We start from the raw sequence: 19214 nt of genomic DNA, 5'->3' as shown, positions 1-19214 counted from the left end.
CGGACTAGTCGGCGTTCGGTGTAAGATATTCGGCCAGGGTGAGTAGGTCGTCCGGATCGACCCCGAACGCGGTTACGTCGTTTTCCACCACCGTGTTATCGAAGCGCAACGATCGGTACTGATCGGAGCCCATCCTCGGGACTCCCGGAAGGGCGTCGAGTACCGACGCGGGGACGAAGTCGAGCGATGTGAGCCCGACCGACGCGAGTGACATTGGGATCGGGACGATTCCGACGGATCGACCGTCCGCACCGTGTGCGAGTTCGGCGATCTCCGCTAGCGTCAGCACCTCTGGACCGCCGATCTCGTAGACGTGGCCTACGTGGGGATTATCGCCGTTTTCGTCTTCGCCTGTTCCGTCACTGCCTCTATCGCCGCCGTCGACAGCGTCGGCGAGCATCGGGGCGAAATCATTCACCCAGATCGGCTGGAATCGCGTCTTTCCACCGCCGGGGAGCGGCGTCACGTACGGGAGCGCGAGCTGTTTCGTATAGGGGATGAACTCCCCGCCATCGCCGAAAACGACGGAGGGACGAAAGATGACCCACTCTAACTCCGAACTGCGGACGACCCCCTCGGCCAATCCCTTCGAACGGATATACGCCGTCTCGCCGTTCTGATCGGCACCGAGGGCGCTCATCTGGACGATCAAGCCGACACCGTGTTCCTCGGCCGCTCGAACGACGTTCGCCGTGCCGCCCTCGTGGACGCGGTAGTGCATTTCGTTCCCACTTGCGGGTCGGAACAGCGGCGAGAGCGCTACGAGGTTGAAGACCGCGTCTTGGGCCTCGAAGGCCCGTTCGATCGAGTCGTACGCCGTCACGTCCCCCATCACCGTCCGCACATCCTCAGGGAGATCGCCGTCGTCCGGTGACCGCGACAGCGCCGTCACCTCGTGGCCGCGATCGAGGAGTTCCCGACAGAGATGCGTGCCGATGAATCCGGTTCCGCCCACGACCAGTATTCGCATATCGGACATATGATCGGCCGCCGTATAAACCATCGTGGCAGATCACGGAGGGACCCCCGAGGACGGGAACCGATAAGACCGTCGGCCATCGATTCGGGACATGGATCACTACCGAAAGCTCGAACGGATGTATCACGGCACCCCGTGCAACGATCATCTCGATATCACGCTCTCCGTGACCGGCCCCGGCGAGGCCGAAATTCGATTGGGCGTCGACGAATCGGACCACCACGCCGGCGGCGGCGTTCACGGCTCCTATTATTTCAAGGCGCTCGACGACGCGACGTTCTTCGCCGCGAACTCGCTCGTCGAGGACGTGTTCGTACTCACGACGGATTTTCACCTCCAGCTTATGCGACCGGTCACCGACGGCGATCTCGTCGCGGAGGCAACCGTCGTCAACGACCACCCGAAACAGCTCATCGCAGACGGCGTCCTCTACGACGACGAGCGGAATCAATTGGCGAGAGGGACCGGCACGTTCGCGAAAAGCCGCGTCGAACTCGACCCCAATATGGGCTACGAGTAGTCGGGGCGCAGTCGGGAGCGGCCGGCGGCCCTTCGTGGGCGTCTCACGTTTCGGCGTACCGGTGCGCGTGCGGCGCGACGAACGGCACTTCGTACATCGCTCCCGAGTAGGCTTTGTACATCAAAAAAAGCCACGCGACGACGCCCACGAGCGAGACGACGAGGCTCACGAGCCCGACGAGTGCCCCGAAGATCCAGCCGATGACGGGAACGAACGCGAGCACCGTCATCACGACGGAAAGCACGACCGAGACCACGAACAGCCCCCCGAAGACGATCGTGCTCTGTGCGGCGTGAAACCGGATGAACTCGTCGTCCGGCTCCAATACGTAAAACAAAATACCGGTGATCGGGCCGAGCAAGTAGCTTAGCGCCCCTGCAACGTTCGGGTCCAAGCCGCTCGCGGTACTCTCGCGTTCCGTCTCCAAGTCGGTCGTCTCTTCTGAGGATTCAGTTGCCATTGTTGATCCACCCGATCTTATATAGACACCTGTCGGAATAAATCTATGTATTCGAAGTCAATCGCTAACGGAAGAATGTCGGTATTACTGACTCACGCAGACGAATATTGCATGTATAGATCCGCTACATTGTGGTAAATATCGAAATGCGTATGTGATAGACGAGGACGGAGTGGTTTGATCAGATACGATGGAGTCGCAAAAACGCGTGGCCGCGACGGTTCAAGCCTAGGCCGGGATTTGAACCCGGGCTCTCGTCCTTACCAAGGACGCGCTTTACCGCTAAGCTACCCAGGCACTCAGGGTGCGTACACCCCGCTTTTCCGCCTTCTGCACTCGATTCTATTACACAGCCGTATAAGAATGTGATGAAAGCCACCGGGCGTGCCGTACCGTGACGTGCCAATGCCGCAATTGGAACCTTCCCGAAGCTCCCCCCTCGATGCGGTGAACCACTCAATCAAAGTGTCTATTTGGTTGTCCGTCAAGCAACTCTGAAAGCGACGAAAACCGGTTAGAAATCCGAAAGTGAAGCTACTTCGCCACCCTGTTTGTTTTCTTCAATCTGGACATCCGTATCCTCCACGGGGTTGTGTGACACTTCGTATCCATCCTCAGTTTCTCGAACATCCGAGACAGAGTAGAACTGAATCGGTTTCTCTTGCTTCGTCGTGACGGGGAAGTCGTAGTTATCAGCCTGATATTTGAAGTCCTTCCCCTCGGACAGACGCTCCTCGACGAACTCTTTGTGGTCGTCTAATCGTTGTTTGACGACCTCACGCGAGTATTCCGGAATGTCTTCGACTCGTTGCTTGAACAACTGTACGAACTCCTCGTCCAATTCATATCCGACGGAATTTCGCCCCGCGACCATCGCGGCGAATGAGGTCGTGCCTGTTCCCCAAAACGGGTCAAGTACCGTGTCTCCATAGACAGAATACATATTGATGAGTCGATACGGTATCTCGAATGGGTACGCCGCAGAACGCTCTCTTAATTCGCTTTGTTCAAGAGCTTGAAGCTCCCCTTTAATTTCCATCCAAACGTCCGAAAACCACTGGTTCCTTTCTTCCCAAAAGTACGCCGAATTGTAGCGTCGCTCCGACCCCGGCTCGAAGGTTCGACTATCCTTTCCGTTACGGAAGACGAGGATATACTCGTGTTCCAGCGTTACGTAGGCATTGGGTGGGAGCATACCTGAACCCATAAACTTGGCTCCCGAATTAACGGGTTTGCGCCACAGAAGTTCAGGTAGAGGCTCGAAGCCGAGGTCTTCGAAAGCGTTGATAATTCGAGAATGGTTCTGGAAAACGCGAAAGCTTCCGTCCACTTTCCGTGTTGCATCACCAATGTTAATACACGCGATGCCACCATCGACCAGTACCCGACTGACCTCTTTCCAGACCCTCTCAAGTTCCTCGTGCATCTGAGAGAAGGCGGCTTGCCCTTCTCCCGCTTCGAGAGAAGCTGTTATCTCCGGATTGAGTTCAGCGAATAGCTCGTCCCACATCTCAATCATTGGATAAGGGGGAGAAGTAACGACCAGTTCAACGGAGTCGTCGTCTATTTTTGAAAGTGAGCGAGAGTCTCCGGTAACGATGCGATGAGTCGTCTCCATTAAGTACGACTTCCCCGCGTTACCCCCTTAACTTTTCGTGAGAGCGGTTCAGCGCATAACCTCATCGAGTTCGTCTAAATGTAACTTCAGAGCATTAGTTGTTGAGTAGTCCTCGTAATAGACGATTGGAGCATCTATGTCTTCCTGTAGTCTCGCCTTCTGCTTGTACGTGATTGGTTTGACTGAGACAGGCTGGCTTCCGAGATAGCCGTCAATCCCTTTCGATTCGTCTTCTGCTGTTCCAAGCTCGTAGGGTAAATCGTATTCTTCAGATAACTTCTTCAGAATTGCCTCCTCATTGCGCCCAAGCCCGGTGTACGTCTTATATAGAACCAAGTCCTTGACCCAACGATTAACCATCTCTCGGTCAATTTCTTCTGCCGCTTCTCTCATTTTCACGACCATATTGAACACCTTGTCCGTCGCTTCCTCGATATTCTCGTCTCCGTCATAATTCTCAAAGTAGAACTGTCTCCAATCCCCAAAATCACCATCCGGGTACTGCTCTTTGTATTCCTCAATAATCTCGTTGAGCTGGCCGACCGTAGTAGGACGTGTCCCCTGAGAGTTCTGATTTGCAGTATTCATTATCTGAGTCGTGTACTTGGGAAATTCAGGGTCTATGTCTGCTACCAATTCCTCACGCTCGTCTTCGGAGAGTCGGATAGTCCGAGACATATGCGAGGATGATTAGTGTAATCCCCATTACTCTACCGACACCCGCTATTTCCACCAATCCCTGACGAAAAATGTGAAAACTGCTAATCAGCTTACCAGATTTGTTCTACCGCCGACGACCGCGTTTCCGAGTCTGAATGTAGATATTTCATCGTCGTCGTTACGCTCTTGTGGCGAAGTTGCTCCTTGGCGTGGTGCGGCCCGACGTGATTCGCCCAATGAGTCGCTACGCCGTGCCGGATAGAGTACCACGTCACGTCCTTGTTCTTCGGAATCGAGACGTTCCCCTCCTCGATGAGTCGGCGCAGGAGGTAGTTACACGATTTCGAGCTGTACCGCGTGCCCTTCTTCGTGAGCCACAGTTCGTCTCGGTTTTGATACTTCTCGTAGGTCGCCCGCTCATCGAGCCAGCGATTCAGGACGTTGACAGTCCGATTCTTGAGGGTACAGTTCCAGTACGCCTCGTTCTTCGTGGATTCCTCTTTTGGAATGTTCAGCTCGTGGGATTCCAGATTAACCCAGTCCACCGACGCCCGCCCCACCTCGATGGGTCGAAGCCCGGTGTCGAGCGTGACTGCGATAAGCGACGGGACTTTCCACGAGTTCGCCTCTTTGAACTCCTCAGGGCCGATTTTCTCCTTCGGAACTCCCTCAAGCCGAGCGAGGTAGGTCTTGATACGGTCGCGTTCCTCGGGCGTCACCGAGTGATAGCTCTTGACCGACCCGTATTCGAGGGCGGCGCTGTATAGCTGTTTGAATGCCCCTCGATGTAGGTAGTCACGTTCCTCGCCGTTCGCTTGGCTGAGGTCGAGGTCGGGTTCCCAGTCCCAATCAGTCCCGTGCGTGTGGTTGTGGTACTTAAAGTACCGCTTGATGACCTTGAGGTGGTGGAGGACGCTGGAATCAATCATCGAGTCGGACATATTCAGGAGGCGGATGAATCGGTCTGCCTCCGCCGGAGTGAGTTCCGTCGTGTACCGCTCCTCGTAGTCCCAAAGCCAGCGGAAGACCGTTTCCAGCTTGTAGTGAGTAGACTTCAGCGTGGTATCGGCCAGTCCCTCGCCCTTCTCGGGGTTCTTACCGTAGGTGGCGAGCCACGTCAGCACCTCCTGTTTGAAGTCGCGGTAATCTTCCGCGACGTTGACGCCGAACTTCTCCAAGTCCTCCTTCGTCCGTTTGCTCACGAGAGGGAACGGGAACTCGATGGGTTCGGGCGCTGGAAGGATGCCCGCATCCTCACCAACTTCCGAGGGAAGATTGTCGAGGGGGTCGCCTTGGTAAGTCATTCGAGCCTCCGAGCAAAGGAACAACACTCCCCTCGTGTTACACTCGGGGTCGTTGCACTCTGTTCCTGAGTTACACTCGAAATCGCAATACTGCGGTCTGTTCGTTGCTTAGCGTTTTCGACCATTTGCTCACACCTTGTTTCTCTTTCAGAGAAGACGCAAAATGGGGTGTGAGGGCCTGAGTCCCCTGAAATGGAACCGCGCGTCCCTAATATCGGCGAAGTCCTTACCAAGGACGCGCTTTACCGCTAAGCTACCCAGGCAGGCACTCTCTGGTAGCCGGGTTTTACTGTTAGTCGTTTCGATTTACTGCAGCCGTGGGACGGTTTCGCCAGCGCCACGGACTCACACTACGTCCCGGAGGATTGTGAAAACTCGCCGGGTGTAGTGGTGTCTGGGCTCGCTATCGCGGTCGAAAGGCGCTCGGGGACGCCGACGAGCGCCGTTTCCGAGCGCGGCAGCGGATCGGTACTCAACTCCGCGGCGAGTTCGTCGGCGACCCCGTCGATCTGATCGGGGATCGACCCGAGCGCGACGTCGGCACCTGCACGGACCGCGATGCGGACGAACGCCGCTTCCAACTGCCGGTCGAGCGACGTCCGCTCGGCTTGGGTCGCGTTTTCGCGGTGCGTCTGGTCGCGTCCGAACTGCCGGACAGCTTCCACGACATCCATCGCAACGCCGGTATGGGCGAGGTATTCGAACCCGCGAGCGACGAGCACCTCGGCGGCGATCGCGTTCAGATCGCCCTCCGTTCGATCGCCGTTCGCCCACGGATCCGTGTGAATGAGATCGCGTGAGAGTCGAAGCCCCTCGTAGCTCATCTGGACGCCGGCGCCGCGACGTGCAGCGATATCGAGGTCGGCGGCGTCGTCGAGCGTCGTCGCAGCCAATACCGTGAGTGCACCAGGAGTCATCGACGCCGACTCGAGCACTCCCTCGAGGCGTCGTCGAAGGGGGTCGGGAACGATGTCGCCGATCCCCTCGCGGAACGCGGCCCGAGCGTGCGCGGTTTCGTCCATCTACTGCCGTGTAGGGACGGGAGAGCCAAATCAGTTTGGAAAGAGTCGATATACCGATCCGTCACCGAATCGACCGGAGGGTACCGGATGTGCGGAGCAGTCCGACCGATCAGATCGTAGCACTTACCGCCATCACGGTCGGTCATGTGGTAATGATCGGCATCGATAATCAAGGCGACGTTCGCATCGTCACTCTCGACAGAGCGGACCGGCGGAACGCGATCACGCTGGCGGGGCTCGAAGCGCTCGAAACAGCTGTGAGCGACCCTGGGGCACCAGTGATCTGTCTACGTGGCGCCGGCGAGGCGTTCTGCGCCGGAGCGGACCTCGGGACCGTTGGGACCCTCGCAACCGAAGGGAACGTCGAACCGTTCGTTCGACAGGGCCAGCGGACGGCCGACGCGATCGAAAACAGTCCCGCAACCGTCATCGCGGGGATCGACGGGGCCGCTCGAGGCGGCGGGATCGAACTCGCACTCGCCTGCGATATTCGGGTGGCAACCCCCGAGGCAACGTTCGGTGAACCGGGCGTGACCTTCGGGTTGTTCGGGTCGTGGGGTGGAACGGTTCGCTTACCCGAGATCGTGGGAATGGGTGATGCGCTCGATTTCTCGCTGTCGGGTCGGGTGCTCGACAGCGAGGAGGCGCTCCGGATCGGCCTAATCTCGCGGGTCATCGACGACCCGCTTGCGGTCGCAAAAGAGGTGGCAGATAACGATCCGGCGGCGCTCGAACACATCAAGGCACGCATCCGTGACCGATCGGGCAAAGAGATCAAGGAAACGGCCGAAATCGAATCGTTCCGGACGCTCGTCGAAACGCACGCGGAGAAGTTGCGGGAGTTCGGCGACTCACCGTAGCGCCGATTACGACCAGCTAACGAAGTAGCGCCGGCGGCAACGAAGAAGTGACAACGGTTCATACCGTGTACACCCAGGAGTGATACTGGAACCGACGACCTACCGGAACAGAGACCGCCAACGATCGATCACTCCCTCGTGGAAGAGACACACTGTGCACCATCGGACACATCTAAGTAACCTATCAAGACGCGGGTAGGAGCAGTGTGCAGAACACGGAGACTGCGTTCAACGTCGGGCCAGCAGTCTCCACGCGTCTCACACTCCTCGGGCCGACTAGAGGCTGCTACAACCACGAACGAACAAGAAACGCTCGACGGGCGAACGCCAGTTCCGGACAGTGCCTGCAGTAAACCCACCATCCTGTCTCTCGTTCGATAGTACGCCCGTGTTTCACCGCAAATAGTATTGAAAAAACAAAACAATATTGTAGGCCCGATCCGTACTGTACCTATGAAAGCGGTTTGTGCAACCGACCTGTCGGCTGCGAGTGAGGCAGCCATCGAGAACGAGACGTGTCTGGAGTGTCTCGGTCGTATCGGGGTCGAGAAGATGCATCTCGTGACGGTAATCCCCTCGAACGTTCACAGAGGGATGCCGGGGATCAACTTCGAGAAACGGCGCAAACGTGCGCTGTCGCGGTACCGATCGGTCATCGAAGACGCTGGGTTCGCGGTCGAGATACACGTCGTGCGTGGGACGCCACACAGACGCATCAATGGGATTGCGAGTACGGTGGGTGCTGACCTGACGGTCGTCGGTTCCCGCGGGGAGAGCCCCCTGGTAAACCGTGTCATCGGATCGACTGCCCGAAACCTCGCTCGGACCAGCGTCGTCCCGCTACTGGTCAACCGAATCGAGCGCGAGGCGGAGGTCCCCGACGTGATCAGACAACACCTCTTTCGGCGGATGTTGTTCGCTACCGACTTCTCGGAGAACGCCGCACGGGCGTTCGACGCCTTCTCGTATCTCCGCCATGCGACCGAGGAGGTGCTGCTCGTACACGTGCGAACGCCGAAAGATCCCGACCCGGAGAACGCCGACGGGGCGGCGAGGCTCGCCTCACTCGCGTCCGAACTCGAACAATGGGGAATCGAGATTGAGACAGAGATCCGGCAGGGGGACCCAGCGGCGGAAATCCTCGCCGCCGAGGCCGCCTACGAACCAGCGACGGTCCTGCTCGGGTCCCGGGGACACAGCCGTCTCCGGCGGTTGTTACTCGGCAGTGTCTCGGAAGAAATCGTCGCACGGTCTGGTGGGAACGTGTTGTTGGTGCCCCCCGAGCGGAAAGCCTGAGCGAAGTGACTGACACGAACGGGCTCGGTTTGATCAGTTAGTCGCCGTGGTCGGGTGTCGCGGCCGAAGCCGTTGGATCGTTCCGGACGGCACGCGCACCGAAATAGAAGATGACGAGCGTGACGAACACAGCGGAGCTGATGAGGAGAACGAAACTCACCCTGCGGAAGATGGGCATGTCGAGCCAAGTCGCAAGTTCACCAAACCCAACGGCCACACTGGCCAACAGTAGCATGAGGCCGAAGTAGATGGTCACGTCGTCCTCGTCGACGTAGGCGGTCGCGGCCGAGCCGATCCGGGCACCCAGTGCGGAGCCAACGAGTAGGGCGGTGACGACTCCAAGGTCGATCACGCCCAAGAGCCCATAAGAGAAGGCACCGATAGCGCCGGACATCAATGCCCCGAACAGACTCGTCCCGACTGCGACAGCCAGCGGGACCCCGATCAGATAGTAGATCGCGGGCATCCGGATGAACCCGCCACCGACGCCCAGAAACCCGGACACAACGCCGACCCCGGCGCCGACACCCGAGATAGTCCACAACGATGCCTTCGTGCCGTCGGCAAGCGTGACCATCGGGGGAACGTCGTACGATTTGATCTTCTTTGCGATCTCCGGAATATCATCGTCTGAGACCTCGTCGCTGTCCGTCTCTCCCTGATTGAGCGCGCTCCGGGTGAACAGCAGACCGACCCCGGCGAGCAACAGGATGTAGAGACTGCCAACGACTACTTCCGCCCGGCCGAGCCCGTCGAGGAAGAACACGGCCCTCTTTCCGGCCTCGATACCGAGCACGATCCCAGCGAACATCAGCGCGCCGAGTTTGTACCCGACCTGTCCGACTTCGTGGTGTTTCATCGTCGCGATAACTGCAGTTCCGAACACGAACGCCATGCTCGATCCGATCGCCACGGGTGCGGGATATCCGAGGATCAGCAGGGCAGGTGTCACGAGAAAGGCCCCGCCCATCCCGAAGAACCCGAAAAACACGCCGACCATGAAGCCAAAACTGACGAACAGGATCAAAACAGCCGGACCGAGACCCAGAAATTCCATGTGTCACTTGTTTTTGATTGTTTTGATCACGAAGGGTGCGAGCAATCGTTCAACGTACCCGTAGCCCAAATAAAGCACCACTGCTTCGATGAGTACGACGACGAGTAAGAGCAGCGCCTGCACTGCCGTCGGTGCCGGGAGGGACTCGATCATCGCTGGAGCACTCTTCGAGAGAAGTGTTCGTCGTACATACTTTTCTGGACATTTCTAGCTACGACGGGAACCGTCATAATAGTTTTGGGAATGATGCACAATATCATAATTGCATACGTAGGCAGGGATACACGTGAATTTTTGTATAATATATACGAATGTACGAGTCATTGTGGACGTTTCTTTTACGCCATGGTCAACTAGTACTGCTAGCAACGAGTCGCACCGGTTCGGGTGAGCCCCGAACGAACTTGGCCGGTATGGAATGTGTTCCCTGTGTCTCGTATGGTCGAATCAAACTAGCCAGGGACGTCAGAACCGCCGTGCGAGGGAGAGTGTGTATCCATCACCGTTGCTGTTGGTCACGCCGAGCCCTCCCTCGATAGCCAATCCACGAGCGCCGATTGGGCAGTGGTTCCCCCCGGCGAGAATTACCACCGAATGTCCTCCAGTATGAATGGAACGCATGGTCGGTGGAAACCCTGGGACTGCAGCACCGCAAACCGACGGACAACTCGAGGAGTTCGAGCACGAAATGTCTGTGCCGTGTCGACTGATTCGCGGCAACATTTAACAGACTTCTTGACCCATACTACCACAGGGTTAGAACATTGCGAAGAAATATTATCATCATCGGAGCGGGTCGCGTTGGCCGCCGTGTCGCAGAACAACTCAGTGAGGAACAGAACATGGTCACTATCGTTGAATTGGATTCTCAAAAGTGCGAGCAGGTGTCAGCAAAAGTCAGCCACGTAATCGAAGGTGATGCAACGGACCCCGACATCCTTGAACGAACTGATCTGGTCGCCGCCGACGTCTTTGCCGCCCTCACAAATGACCCCGATGTGAACCTTGCTGCCTGTGAGATGGCCCACGAGACGGCCCCCGATACCCGAACGGTCCTTCGGATTTCTCGGGACGGGCAAGAGGATTACGGATACCGTCGCTTCGTTGACAGCATTGTGTATCCCGCTGCTGCGGGTGCAGCTGACGCCGTTGACCGAATCACCCGGGAGTGAAGCCGATAAAAGGAGGCGTAGAGGTTTTCGAGTTTATATACAGTTAGTATGGATTTATACGATCCCGACTGTAGAGCGAGCGCACAGGAGACTCTTCTGTAGTGAACGACCGGCAGTGGGGAATACCGTTACTCGCCAGGTGGTGTATACGCGACGTCACTGCACATCCGATCGCGCGTGGACTGCGACTCCGCCAAGGAGTCGCCCAGTCCGAGAGTGTAGTGCCCCCACCGTCCGTCGGTCAAGGGGCCGAGCTTTCGCGTCGCCTCGGGACCCGCCGTCTCCGCCTGAGGCGGTCCACGGAGGTGCCGACCACGCCACCGTCGTCCGCTCAGGGCGTATCGCCGATGGCGTGGGGGATCCTTTCGGACCCCATCTCGGAGAAAGGACCTCTTTGCCACACCTTCGAGACCCCCCATAGTGTGATCCAGGGGCTCGGACGACCGGGGCCGGGTCTCCTCGTTCACTCGGAGAGCAGCGAGTTGCCCTCGGCGTTGAGAAGGGAGTCGTTCGCGACCCCGAGCAGGTCCGCGAGGGTGGGTGTAACGGTACGGGCGTCGACCGGGCCCTCAGGGAGCGCCGGCGCGGCGGGGCCGCCGACGCCGAACACGGGGAACGTCTCCGGGTCGACGCGACCGTGGGAGCCGCCGACCTTCGTCGGATCGAGCGAGACCAACCCCTCCTCGCCGAAAAACAGTTCACAGGGATCGAACCCCGGCTTCCGATGGATGTCGACGCCGGTGGCATAAAAGGGAGCATCCTCGTCGTCATCCCACCAGTAGTACTGAAACCAGGCGTCTCGATCGGCAACGAGGACAAAGTCGCCCGCGTTCGGGTGTGCCGCGAGGGCGTCCTCCTCAGCGGTGAGCACGGCGTCGACCTTGGGGAGCCTGTCGAGCGCGGCGTGGGCTGCCGCTCGGGCGTCTGCGTCGACGTAGACGTGCGCGATCTGATGGTCGACCATCGCGAACGCCGCAGAGGCGTCGAGGTCGACCTCCTCGCCCCCCTCGCCGTCGTCGACCACCGAGAGCAGCCCCGCCTCGCGCAGGGCGCGGTTAGGAAAGATCGGCGTGTCGACGGCGTTGAATCCGTACTCGCTCACGACGGCCACGGCCGTCTCGTCCCACCGGTCGTCTGCTCGGCGGGCCTCGAGGAACTCGCCGATCAGGGTATCGACGGTCGAGAGCTCCGCCTCGAACGCGTCTCCGGGCCCCTCTGCCAGGCCGGTGTAGTCGAGATGGGGGACGTACACCCATAGCAGGTCTGGATCGACGCGGTCGACGGCTCGCTCTGCGGCAGCGAGGATCCAGCGGGTCGCCTCGACGCTGGCTGTCGGTCCCCAGTAGTTGTGGAGCGGGAAATGACCCAAGTCATCCCGGAGGTCGTCGTAGAAGTCGTCTGGGTTCGTCCAGCAGTCCATCTCGATAAGGTTGTTGTCCGCGTCCTCGATGGGCGAGGGCGTGACGGCGACGTCGGCGTCGGTACCGATCAGGTGCTGGAAGAACAGCGCCCCGGTCGTCGCGCCCGCCTCGCGGGCTGCCTCCCAGAGGCGTTGCCGGTCGGGACGGTCCCGTCCCCAGAACTCGACCGTGTCGGTCGCACGGTCGTACCGTCCGCTCGCCACGTCGCCGTGGGTTGTGGGGTCCGTCCCGGTCGCGAGTGTCGATTGGGCCGGGACTGTCAGCGCTGGGAATGCGGGACGGGTCGCCACGACAGCGTCGAGCAGGTCGGCCATCGCGGGCATCGTGTCGACGGTGACGTGGTGCGGCTGGAGGCCGACAACGTCGAAAACGAGCACGCGACCGGTATCGGCCGTCACTCTTCCACCTCCGGCCGACTACCGGCGACACCCGTTCCAACGGCCGTGGTCTGATCCCGATCGGCGGACGACACCGACCCCTCGCCCGCGTGCGCTTCGACGTAAGCTTCGAGCATGGCGAACTGCTGGGAGAGGTCGTGTTCGTCGACGCCCATCGGCGACTTGAAGAAGGAAGCCAAGTGTGGTTGGAGACCGCCCTCGTCCCGTTCGTCGGCGTAGGCGGCAAGTCGGGCTAGGTCGAGGACAAGCGGTGCTGCCAGTGCCGAGTCGCTCCCCTCCCAGGTAAACTGGAGCTTCATCTCGGTGTCGAGGAAGCCCCGGAAGTGGACGTGGTCCCAGGCGGTCTTCCAGTCGCCGAGCGAGGGGGTGTAATCGATACGCACCCGGTTGTGTTCCAAGTCAGGAAGCAGGCTGGTGAGCACGCCCCCCTTGCTCGCCAGTTTGCCTGCCTGGTTTTCCTCGTCTTCGAGCACCAGACCGTCATCGTTACCGAGGATGTTGTGGCCCTCCCAAGACATGACGTGGAGGTTCCGACCGGCGAACATCGGGGCCAGTGCGGACTTCAGTAGCGTCTCGCCGGTTTTGCCGTCCCGACCCATGTGCGGGACACCCTCGGTCTCGGCTATCTCCTCGAGGCCGCCGAGTGCGCTCCCCGTGTTCGGCGTGAAGTTGACGAACGGCCGTCCGTCCGATAGCGCGGCATAGGCGTACAGCGAACTGGCGGGGATGTCGTCGTCATCCTCCAGCGCCGCCTCGAACGCCGCTCGAGTGTCGTATCGGTCGGGGGCAGCGGGCATCGGTTCGCTTGAGGCCACGTTGACCACGACGACGCGGTCGAGGTCGTGGCTCCGCTCGAAGTCGGTCAGGTCCGCTTGGATCTGTTCGACGACGCCGCGGAGCGAGTGGTCGTCCTCTAGGAGGTCGTCACCGGCCAACTCAAGCGCGCGGCCGCAGTTCACTGCGGTCCCGGTTCTGATCCGATCGTTGATTCGGTCGAGATCATCGGCGACGACGTCGACCACGGACGCCGGCGGGCCGCCGTCTTTCGAAAGGGCTCTCGCCCGTTCTCGGAGGGTCTGGGTTCGAATGTCGTGCCCACCGAAGACTAACTCCTCGATAGCGGGCAGGTCAAGACGGGCGCATGGTTCCCGGGCGGTCACTAGGCCCGTCGTGTCGACCACGCCGCGGTCGATGGCCTTGGCACCAACCATTGCCGTGGTCGCGACGTTTCCGCGCGCTCCGACCAACCAAACGCCGACGGTCATAGCCGCCTCCATGCCGGTCGCCGCTGGAGCCTGAACCACGTCGGTTCGGCGCCGTGGTAAATGCTGGATGTCATCTCGACGTATTTTCAATCCCACCGCCTAAGGAATAGGCTGGCTAACGGATATCTCGCTAATGTTGTCAGGATTATATGACCCATTAATGCCCGATACCGACTTCGTGTAACAGACGAGCTGCTGTTTAGTGTGTAGATAATTAATACTGTTCGCTAACTGAACATTCTCATGCGGATCATTGATCCACATATGCACATGGTGTCGCGCTCAGCGGACGACTACGAGCGAGCGCGGCGCGCAGGCGTCGAGTGTTGTATCGAACCGGCCTTCTGGAGCGGAACCGACAAGCAACACGCCGGGTCGTTCTTCGACTATTTCGAGCACATCATCGAGTTCGAGACAGAGCGGGCCAAACGGTCGGGGGGCATGGACCACTACGTCACGATTGGGCTCGAGCCGAAGGAGGCGAACTACGAGGCGATGGCCGAGTCGGTGCTCGAACGGCTCCCGGAGTACCTCGACCGCGAGAACGTCGTCGGCGTCGGCGAGATCGGCTACGACCAGCAGACGGAGGCGGAAGACCGGGCGTTTCGTCGCCAGCTCCACATGGCGGAAGAGCGGGAACTCCCCGTAATCGTCCACACACCCCACGAGAACAAGCCCTCGGGGACCGAGCGCATCGTCGACGTCATCGAAGAGGAGGGCGTTACCCAAGAGCGCATCATCATCGACCACAACACCGAGGAGACGATCGAGACGAGCCTGCGGACCGACTGCTGGATCGGCTTCACGCTCTACCCGGGAAAGATCGAAGTCGACGCGGCGATCGATCTCTTGGCGGAGTACGGCACCGACAAGATGCTGTTTAACAGCGCCGCCGACTGGGACCCCTCGGACCCGCTCGCGGTGCCGAAGGCCCGCGACGAGATGCTCGACCGCGGCTGGAGCCGCGACGAGGTTCGAAAGGTCGTCCTCGAGAACCCATACGAGTTCTTCAGCCAATCGCCGAACTTCGAGTATGAGCTCTGAGTTGCAACTGGGCTTCTCGACGAACGCCTTCCGGGAGTACGCTCTGGGTGAGGCAATCGAGACGATCGCGGACGCGGGATACGACGGCGTCGAACTGCTGTTCGACGAGCCGCACCTCTATCCCACGACGGCCACCGACGCGGATCTCGACGGCGTGCAGGCGGAGCTCGCGGCCGCGGGCGTCGAGATCAGTAACTGTAACGCGTTCATGCTGACCGCTATCGAGGGGTTTCACCACCCCTCGTACGTCGAACCCGACGATGACTACCGGCAGCGACGGATCGATTACACCGCCGACGCCCTTCGGGTCGCCGCGGCGATCGACCAGCCGTACATCTCTATCGAACCGGGCGGTCCCGTTCCAGACGGGAAGTCCCGCGAGTGGGCGATGGATCGGTTCGTCGCCGCTATCGAGGAACTGACGCCGGTTGCCCGGGAGACGGGCGTCGACCTCCTCGTCGAACCGGAACCGGACCTCCTGATCGAGACGACAGACCAGTTTCTCGCCCTCGTCGACCGGGTGGACACGGACGTCGTCGGCTGTAACTTCGACGCTGGCCATCTTTTCTGCGTCGGCGAGGAGCCCGCGGCACAGATAAAAAAGCTCTCGCCGTACACCCAGCACTACCACTTGGAAGACATCCCGGCGGACCGGCGTCACGAGCACACCCAACTCGGTGACGGGGCGATGGACATCGACGCGTTCCTCAACGCGGTCGTGGCCACAGACTACGATGGGTACGTCACCGTCGAACTGTACCCATACCAGGAGACCGCCGCGGAGACGGCTCGGGAGGCGATTGACTACCTCCGCGACCACGGGTGGGGGTAGGGTGATGGCGACGGTGTCCCCGACAGTCCGCGACCGACTCGCGGGGTACGCAGAGCTCGTCCGCGTGCCGAACCTGTTCACCGCGCCACCGGACATCGTCGCCGGTGCAGCGCTCGTGACTGCCGCCGGAATCGTCAGCAGTCCCGTCCCATCCGGCGATATTGCGGTTCTCGCGGTCACCTCGATGCTGTTGTACGCCGGCGGGACATCGCTGAACGACTGGGCCGACGCCGCCGTCGACGCCGAGGAGCGCCCCTGGCGTCCCGTCCCCTCCGGGGTCGTTCCTCGACGGGCCGCACTCGGCGTGGGACTCGCGGCACTCGGCGGCGGCGTCGCGCTCGCAGTGACCGTCGGCCCGGCGCCCGCCGCAGTCGCCGGCCTCCTGTCGACCGTCGTTGTCGGCTACGACGCCCTACTGAAGGGGACCTCGGCCGGGTTCCTCGCGATGGGCGCGGCTCGCGGGCTCAACGTTCTGCTTGGTGCCAGCGTCGCGGGCGGGGAGGTTCTCACCGCGCTGGACGGTCATGTGGCCGACGGGGCTTTGAGCCTCGTCGTCGCGACGGCGGTTTTCGGCTACATCGCGGCCGTTACTGCGATGGCCGACGACGAGGCGACCGGCGGCTCCCGTCGGCGCATTCTCGCCGTGGGCGCGGCGTCGGTACTCGCGGCGGTCGTCACCGCCGGCGCGATCTTTGCCGCCCGTCCGTCGGCGCTCGCAGTCGTCGTGGGCCTCCTCTCGCTCGGCGCGTTCCTCGCGCGCAACTGGCTGGCGCTCCGTCGGGCGTACACCGACCCGGTACCCGAGAGGGTCGTTCCCGCGGTCGGGACCTGTGTCGTCGGCGAGTCGCTACTCGTCGGGGGTGCGGCGGCGGCCGGCGGCCTCGGCTGGGCGATCACGGCACTGTCGTTTCTCGTCCCCGCGACGGTCCTCTCCAAGCGGTTCGATGTAAGCTGATCGATCATGACACGACTCGCATTCTCCACGAACGCGTACACAGAGCACGACCTCCCCGAAGCGATCGGGCGCATCGCAGACCACGGCTACACCGGGGTCGAACTGCTCGGCGACGTCCCCCACGCCTATTTTCCGGAGTTCGGTGATGCGGATCAGAATGCGGTCCGCGAGGTTCTCGAGGACACCGGTCTCGCGGTGTCGAACATCAATGCCAACACGGCGACGGGATTCTACGACGACCCTCCACCCTCGGCCTTCTTCGATCCGAGCCTCTCGACGGCCGACGAGGACGATCGCCGGTGGCGTATCGAGTACACGAAGCGGGCGATCGACCTCGCCGAACTGGTTGACGCGCCGGCCGTCTGCGTCGCTTCGGGGGCAGCACTTCCCGGCACGCGCCCCGGGGCGGCGTATGACTACTTTGTCGGCTCACTCCACGAGATCCTCGACTACGCGGAACCGCGAGGGGTCGAGGTCGGTGTCGAGTTCGAACCCGAACTGATCGTCGAAAGCGTCCAAGAGACGCTGGCCCTGCTCGATGATATGGGCCGCGATAACCTCGGTGTCAACCTCGATCTCGGTCACGCGGCGGTGCACGGGAATGACCCTGTCGACGCTGTCCACCAGTGTGCGGGCGTCATCACCGGCGTCCACCTCGAGGACATCGCCGGCGGGATACGTGGAAAGCACTACCACCTCATCCCCGGTGAGGGGGAGCTCTCGTTCGCTCCGATGTTCGACGCGTTCGATGACATCGGCTACGACGGGTTCGTCACCTTGGAGTTGTACACATACTCTCAGAGGCCGGACCACGCGGCACAGAGGGCCTACGAGGCCCTGGCACCGTACATCTGAGACTCACCCCGTCAGGACGGACCTCCCGACGATTTCGTCCCCTCCGGTCAGCCCGCCGGTCGTTCGGCGAAGCGGTCGAGTTCGAGCTCCCCACCAGCGGGCTCCGGCTATCGATTGCTGGTGGGATGTACGATTGGGCACCGGACCCGAGCATCTGACGGCTTGCACCCGACCGCGAGCTCACGCCCGCAGCGTTCGAGCGCTTCGACCTCGCCGCCGGCCTCCGGGTTACGTTCGACCCCACGGCGTCACTACCGGCGTGTTCGCCTCGGCGTTGTGCCGTCCCAGTTCGCGTTCACAGACCGACGACAGAGGTAGGTCAAAGACAGCGCAAGCTATCGAGCGTAATCCACGATGTAGACCGTGAACTCAACCCCGAGTCGAAATCCGCCGTCGAACGCACCGGACCTGAGCGCTTCGCGAAGCACTGCTGTCTGTCCTCTGACCCGACGCCTGAAGACTCGTCGCGTCGACGCGCGCGGGTCGGTCGGACGCCCCCGGCGCGATCCATGCCGCTCATCCAAGCCCCAAGGAGAGTAACAAGTTATGTATGCACGAAGAGAAACCGTATCACTGACCGAGATCCGCCCTCCACTATGATTCCATTGCGCTCGTAACTGAACGGCCCGCGCAGAACACCGTCAGAATATAGTCGGGAGACGCCGTCAACCATCGCGTCGGTGGTGCGCGCCGTCGACGCTGCGTTGGACCGATCGCTAAGTTCGGCTACTCGTGGGTGCGAAGCTCGGACACCACTGGCAGTTCCGGGTCGTCGAGGATCTCGGCCGAGTGTTCACGTTTTTGCCCTGTTGAACCTCGACGTAGTACCAGTAGCGGATGTCGTACCCGGATATGCGCTATTTTGCCGGCACCTGGAAACAAATACCGGCGCGATTGGCGAACCGACATCGTCGAGTCGGGTCTCAATTAGTTGACCCCTGTCGATTCGTACGAGGAAGGCGAACCCAGTGTAGGAAAATCCGGTTCAGGTACACCTTCTCGCAGAGCGCGATTTCAATGATCTGCCCGCTGTGTACGCGCCCTCCGTGGGTCGTTTTATTTATCTAATCCCTGTCAACCGATAGCGTGGAAAATATCAAAAAGTCTCCCACACGCATCGGGTGGATACCCATACGCGCCCCAGCCATGAGTATATAACCATCGTTGATCGCAAATAAGCGCTTTACTCGTTGAGGTCTAATTACAGCTGATGGCACCAAACGATACCGACCCCGATCAAATCACCCAACAGAAGGGGACTCTCTTCTGTTTTAAATGTGAGTACAGGGGACATTTCTCCCAAGACTGGCTCGAAGTCCGTAATGAAAACAGCCGCTCACTCGTTTGCCCCGGCTGTGGAGCAAGAATCGATCAGCGAACGTCTCAACATCCTCGTCCACCCGCGGAGGCAGATTAATATCAAATCAAAAATAGTAATGGCTGACAAACACTTCTGCCGTCCCCGATTCGAAGTTGTACCCACTCGCCTCGTTGCT

The 19214-nt window shown here is 60.4% G+C and carries 18 protein-coding genes and 1 tRNA gene; 8 read left to right on the top strand and 11 right to left on the bottom strand.

Features of this window, described 5'->3' with window-relative positions:
* Positions 1–4 precede the first annotated feature (4 nt).
* Positions 5–970, bottom strand: a complete 966-nt coding sequence (locus R6U53_RS07630) for a complex I NDUFA9 subunit family protein (protein WP_410321763.1) — start codon at positions 968–970, stop codon at positions 5–7.
* Positions 971–1070: 100 nt separating this feature from the next.
* On the opposite strand from R6U53_RS07630, the gene R6U53_RS07625 reads away from it, so the two are divergent.
* Positions 1071–1499, top strand: coding sequence for a PaaI family thioesterase (locus tag R6U53_RS07625; protein WP_410321762.1), 429 nt, complete (start codon positions 1071–1073; stop codon positions 1497–1499).
* Between the two features lie 43 nt (positions 1500–1542).
* Here the strand turns inward: R6U53_RS07625 and R6U53_RS07620 are convergent, their stop codons facing one another.
* From R6U53_RS07620 to R6U53_RS07595, 6 genes are all read right to left on the bottom strand, one after another.
* On the bottom strand, positions 1543–1959 hold the full coding sequence (locus tag R6U53_RS07620) for a DUF4870 domain-containing protein (protein ID WP_410321761.1): 417 nt from the start codon (positions 1957–1959) through the stop codon (positions 1543–1545).
* Positions 1960–2184: 225 nt separating this feature from the next.
* Positions 2185–2256: transfer RNA gene (locus R6U53_RS07615), tRNA-Thr, on the bottom strand.
* Positions 2257–2473: 217 nt separating this feature from the next.
* Positions 2474–3577, bottom strand: a complete 1104-nt coding sequence (locus tag R6U53_RS07610; protein ID WP_410321760.1) for a DNA-methyltransferase — start codon at positions 3575–3577, stop codon at positions 2474–2476.
* 48 nt (positions 3578–3625) lie between these two features.
* Entirely contained in the window at positions 3626–4255 is a 630-nt protein-coding gene (locus tag R6U53_RS07605) for an MjaI family restriction endonuclease (protein ID WP_410321759.1), read from the bottom strand.
* Between the two features lie 92 nt (positions 4256–4347).
* Positions 4348–5541, bottom strand: a complete 1194-nt coding sequence (locus tag R6U53_RS07600) for a tyrosine-type recombinase/integrase (protein WP_410321758.1) — start codon at positions 5539–5541, stop codon at positions 4348–4350.
* A 350-nt stretch (positions 5542–5891) separates the two neighbouring features.
* The gene (locus R6U53_RS07595; protein ID WP_410321757.1) at positions 5892–6563 is read right to left on the bottom strand and encodes a hypothetical protein; all 672 of its coding nucleotides are present in this window, start codon (positions 6561–6563) and stop codon (positions 5892–5894) included.
* 152 nt (positions 6564–6715) lie between these two features.
* On the opposite strand from R6U53_RS07595, the gene R6U53_RS07590 reads away from it, so the two are divergent.
* Together R6U53_RS07590 and R6U53_RS07585 are read left to right on the top strand one after the other, a co-directional pair.
* The gene (locus tag R6U53_RS07590; protein WP_410321756.1) at positions 6716–7423 is read left to right on the top strand and encodes an enoyl-CoA hydratase/isomerase family protein; all 708 of its coding nucleotides are present in this window, start codon (positions 6716–6718) and stop codon (positions 7421–7423) included.
* Positions 7424–7876: 453 nt separating this feature from the next.
* A complete protein-coding gene (locus R6U53_RS07585) occupies positions 7877–8719 on the top strand; it encodes a universal stress protein (RefSeq protein ID WP_410321755.1) in 843 nt (280 codons plus the stop codon).
* Positions 8720–8756: 37 nt separating this feature from the next.
* Here R6U53_RS07585 and R6U53_RS07580 read toward each other — a convergent pair whose 3' ends face one another.
* Together R6U53_RS07580 and R6U53_RS07575 are read right to left on the bottom strand one after the other, a co-directional pair.
* Positions 8757–9776 carry a sulfite exporter TauE/SafE family protein gene (locus R6U53_RS07580; protein WP_410321754.1) on the bottom strand — a complete coding sequence of 340 codons (1020 nt, stop codon included), beginning with the start codon at positions 9774–9776 and terminating at the stop codon, positions 8757–8759.
* A gap of 3 nt (positions 9777–9779) precedes the next feature.
* Positions 9780–9929 (bottom strand): hypothetical protein, encoded by a 150-nt coding sequence (locus R6U53_RS07575; protein ID WP_410321753.1) that lies wholly within the window; start codon positions 9927–9929, stop codon positions 9780–9782.
* A gap of 611 nt (positions 9930–10540) precedes the next feature.
* On the opposite strand from R6U53_RS07575, the gene R6U53_RS07570 reads away from it, so the two are divergent.
* Entirely contained in the window at positions 10541–10948 is a 408-nt protein-coding gene (locus R6U53_RS07570) for an NAD(P)-binding protein (protein ID WP_410321752.1), read from the top strand.
* A gap of 463 nt (positions 10949–11411) precedes the next feature.
* On the opposite strand, the gene R6U53_RS07565 is transcribed toward R6U53_RS07570, so the two are convergent.
* Positions 11412–12767 carry an alkaline phosphatase family protein gene (locus R6U53_RS07565; protein ID WP_410321751.1) on the bottom strand — a complete coding sequence of 452 codons (1356 nt, stop codon included), beginning with the start codon at positions 12765–12767 and terminating at the stop codon, positions 11412–11414.
* On the bottom strand, positions 12764–14032 hold the full coding sequence (locus R6U53_RS07560) for an inositol-3-phosphate synthase (protein ID WP_410321940.1): 1269 nt from the start codon (positions 14030–14032) through the stop codon (positions 12764–12766). The genes R6U53_RS07565 and R6U53_RS07560 overlap by 4 nt, the downstream gene beginning before the upstream one ends.
* Positions 14033–14275: 243 nt before the next feature.
* On the opposite strand from R6U53_RS07560, the gene R6U53_RS07555 reads away from it, so the two are divergent.
* From R6U53_RS07555 to R6U53_RS07540, 4 genes are read left to right on the top strand one after another with little or no spacing between them, the layout of a single operon-like run.
* The gene (locus R6U53_RS07555) at positions 14276–15076 is read left to right on the top strand and encodes a TatD family hydrolase (RefSeq protein WP_410321750.1); all 801 of its coding nucleotides are present in this window, start codon (positions 14276–14278) and stop codon (positions 15074–15076) included.
* A gap of 1 nt (position 15077) precedes the next feature.
* Positions 15078–15908, top strand: coding sequence for a sugar phosphate isomerase/epimerase family protein (locus R6U53_RS07550; RefSeq protein ID WP_410321939.1), 831 nt, complete (start codon positions 15078–15080; stop codon positions 15906–15908).
* Positions 15909–15912: 4 nt separating this feature from the next.
* Complete coding sequence (locus R6U53_RS07545) at positions 15913–16863, top strand: UbiA family prenyltransferase (RefSeq protein ID WP_410321749.1); 951 nt, start codon at positions 15913–15915, stop codon at positions 16861–16863.
* A gap of 6 nt (positions 16864–16869) precedes the next feature.
* Positions 16870–17718: a sugar phosphate isomerase/epimerase family protein gene (locus R6U53_RS07540; RefSeq protein WP_410321748.1), complete on the top strand. Its 849-nt coding sequence runs from the start codon at positions 16870–16872 to the stop codon at positions 17716–17718.
* Positions 17719–19214: the final 1496 nt, after the last annotated feature.

The sequence above is a fragment of the Natronomonas sp. genome, from assembly GCF_046483325.1.
In the GTDB taxonomy this organism is placed as follows: Archaea; Halobacteriota; Halobacteria; order Halobacteriales; family Haloarculaceae; genus Natronomonas.
The sequence above is the reverse complement of the archived record's forward strand: the minus strand, read 5'-3'. Positions and strand labels throughout refer to the sequence as shown.

Bases quoted from the DNA above. Each gene is read 5' to 3' on its own strand.
- R6U53_RS07585 (WP_410321755.1), top strand. From the start codon at position 7,877: ATGAAAGCGGTTTGTGCAACCGACCTGTCGGCTGCGAGTGAGGCAGCC.
- R6U53_RS07620 (WP_410321761.1), bottom strand. From the start codon at position 1,959: ATGGCAACTGAATCCTCAGAAGAGACGACCGACTTGGAGACGGAACGC.
- R6U53_RS07595 (WP_410321757.1), bottom strand. From the start codon at position 6,563: ATGGACGAAACCGCGCACGCTCGGGCCGCGTTCCGCGAGGGGATCGGC.
- R6U53_RS07630 (WP_410321763.1), bottom strand. From the start codon at position 970: ATGCGAATACTGGTCGTGGGCGGAACCGGATTCATCGGCACGCATCTC.
- R6U53_RS07575 (WP_410321753.1), bottom strand. From the start codon at position 9,929: ATGATCGAGTCCCTCCCGGCACCGACGGCAGTGCAGGCGCTGCTCTTA.
- R6U53_RS07605 (WP_410321759.1), bottom strand. From the start codon at position 4,255: ATGTCTCGGACTATCCGACTCTCCGAAGACGAGCGTGAGGAATTGGTA.
- R6U53_RS07580 (WP_410321754.1), bottom strand. From the start codon at position 9,776: ATGGAATTTCTGGGTCTCGGTCCGGCTGTTTTGATCCTGTTCGTCAGT.
- R6U53_RS07590 (WP_410321756.1), top strand. From the start codon at position 6,716: ATGATCGGCATCGATAATCAAGGCGACGTTCGCATCGTCACTCTCGAC.
- R6U53_RS07540 (WP_410321748.1), top strand. From the start codon at position 16,870: ATGACACGACTCGCATTCTCCACGAACGCGTACACAGAGCACGACCTC.
- R6U53_RS07625 (WP_410321762.1), top strand. From the start codon at position 1,071: ATGGATCACTACCGAAAGCTCGAACGGATGTATCACGGCACCCCGTGC.
- R6U53_RS07545 (WP_410321749.1), top strand. From the start codon at position 15,913: ATGGCGACGGTGTCCCCGACAGTCCGCGACCGACTCGCGGGGTACGCA.
- R6U53_RS07560 (WP_410321940.1), bottom strand. From the start codon at position 14,032: ATGACCGTCGGCGTTTGGTTGGTCGGAGCGCGCGGAAACGTCGCGACC.
- R6U53_RS07600 (WP_410321758.1), bottom strand. From the start codon at position 5,541: ATGACTTACCAAGGCGACCCCCTCGACAATCTTCCCTCGGAAGTTGGT.
- R6U53_RS07610 (WP_410321760.1), bottom strand. From the start codon at position 3,577: ATGGAGACGACTCATCGCATCGTTACCGGAGACTCTCGCTCACTTTCA.
- R6U53_RS07555 (WP_410321750.1), top strand. From the start codon at position 14,276: ATGCGGATCATTGATCCACATATGCACATGGTGTCGCGCTCAGCGGAC.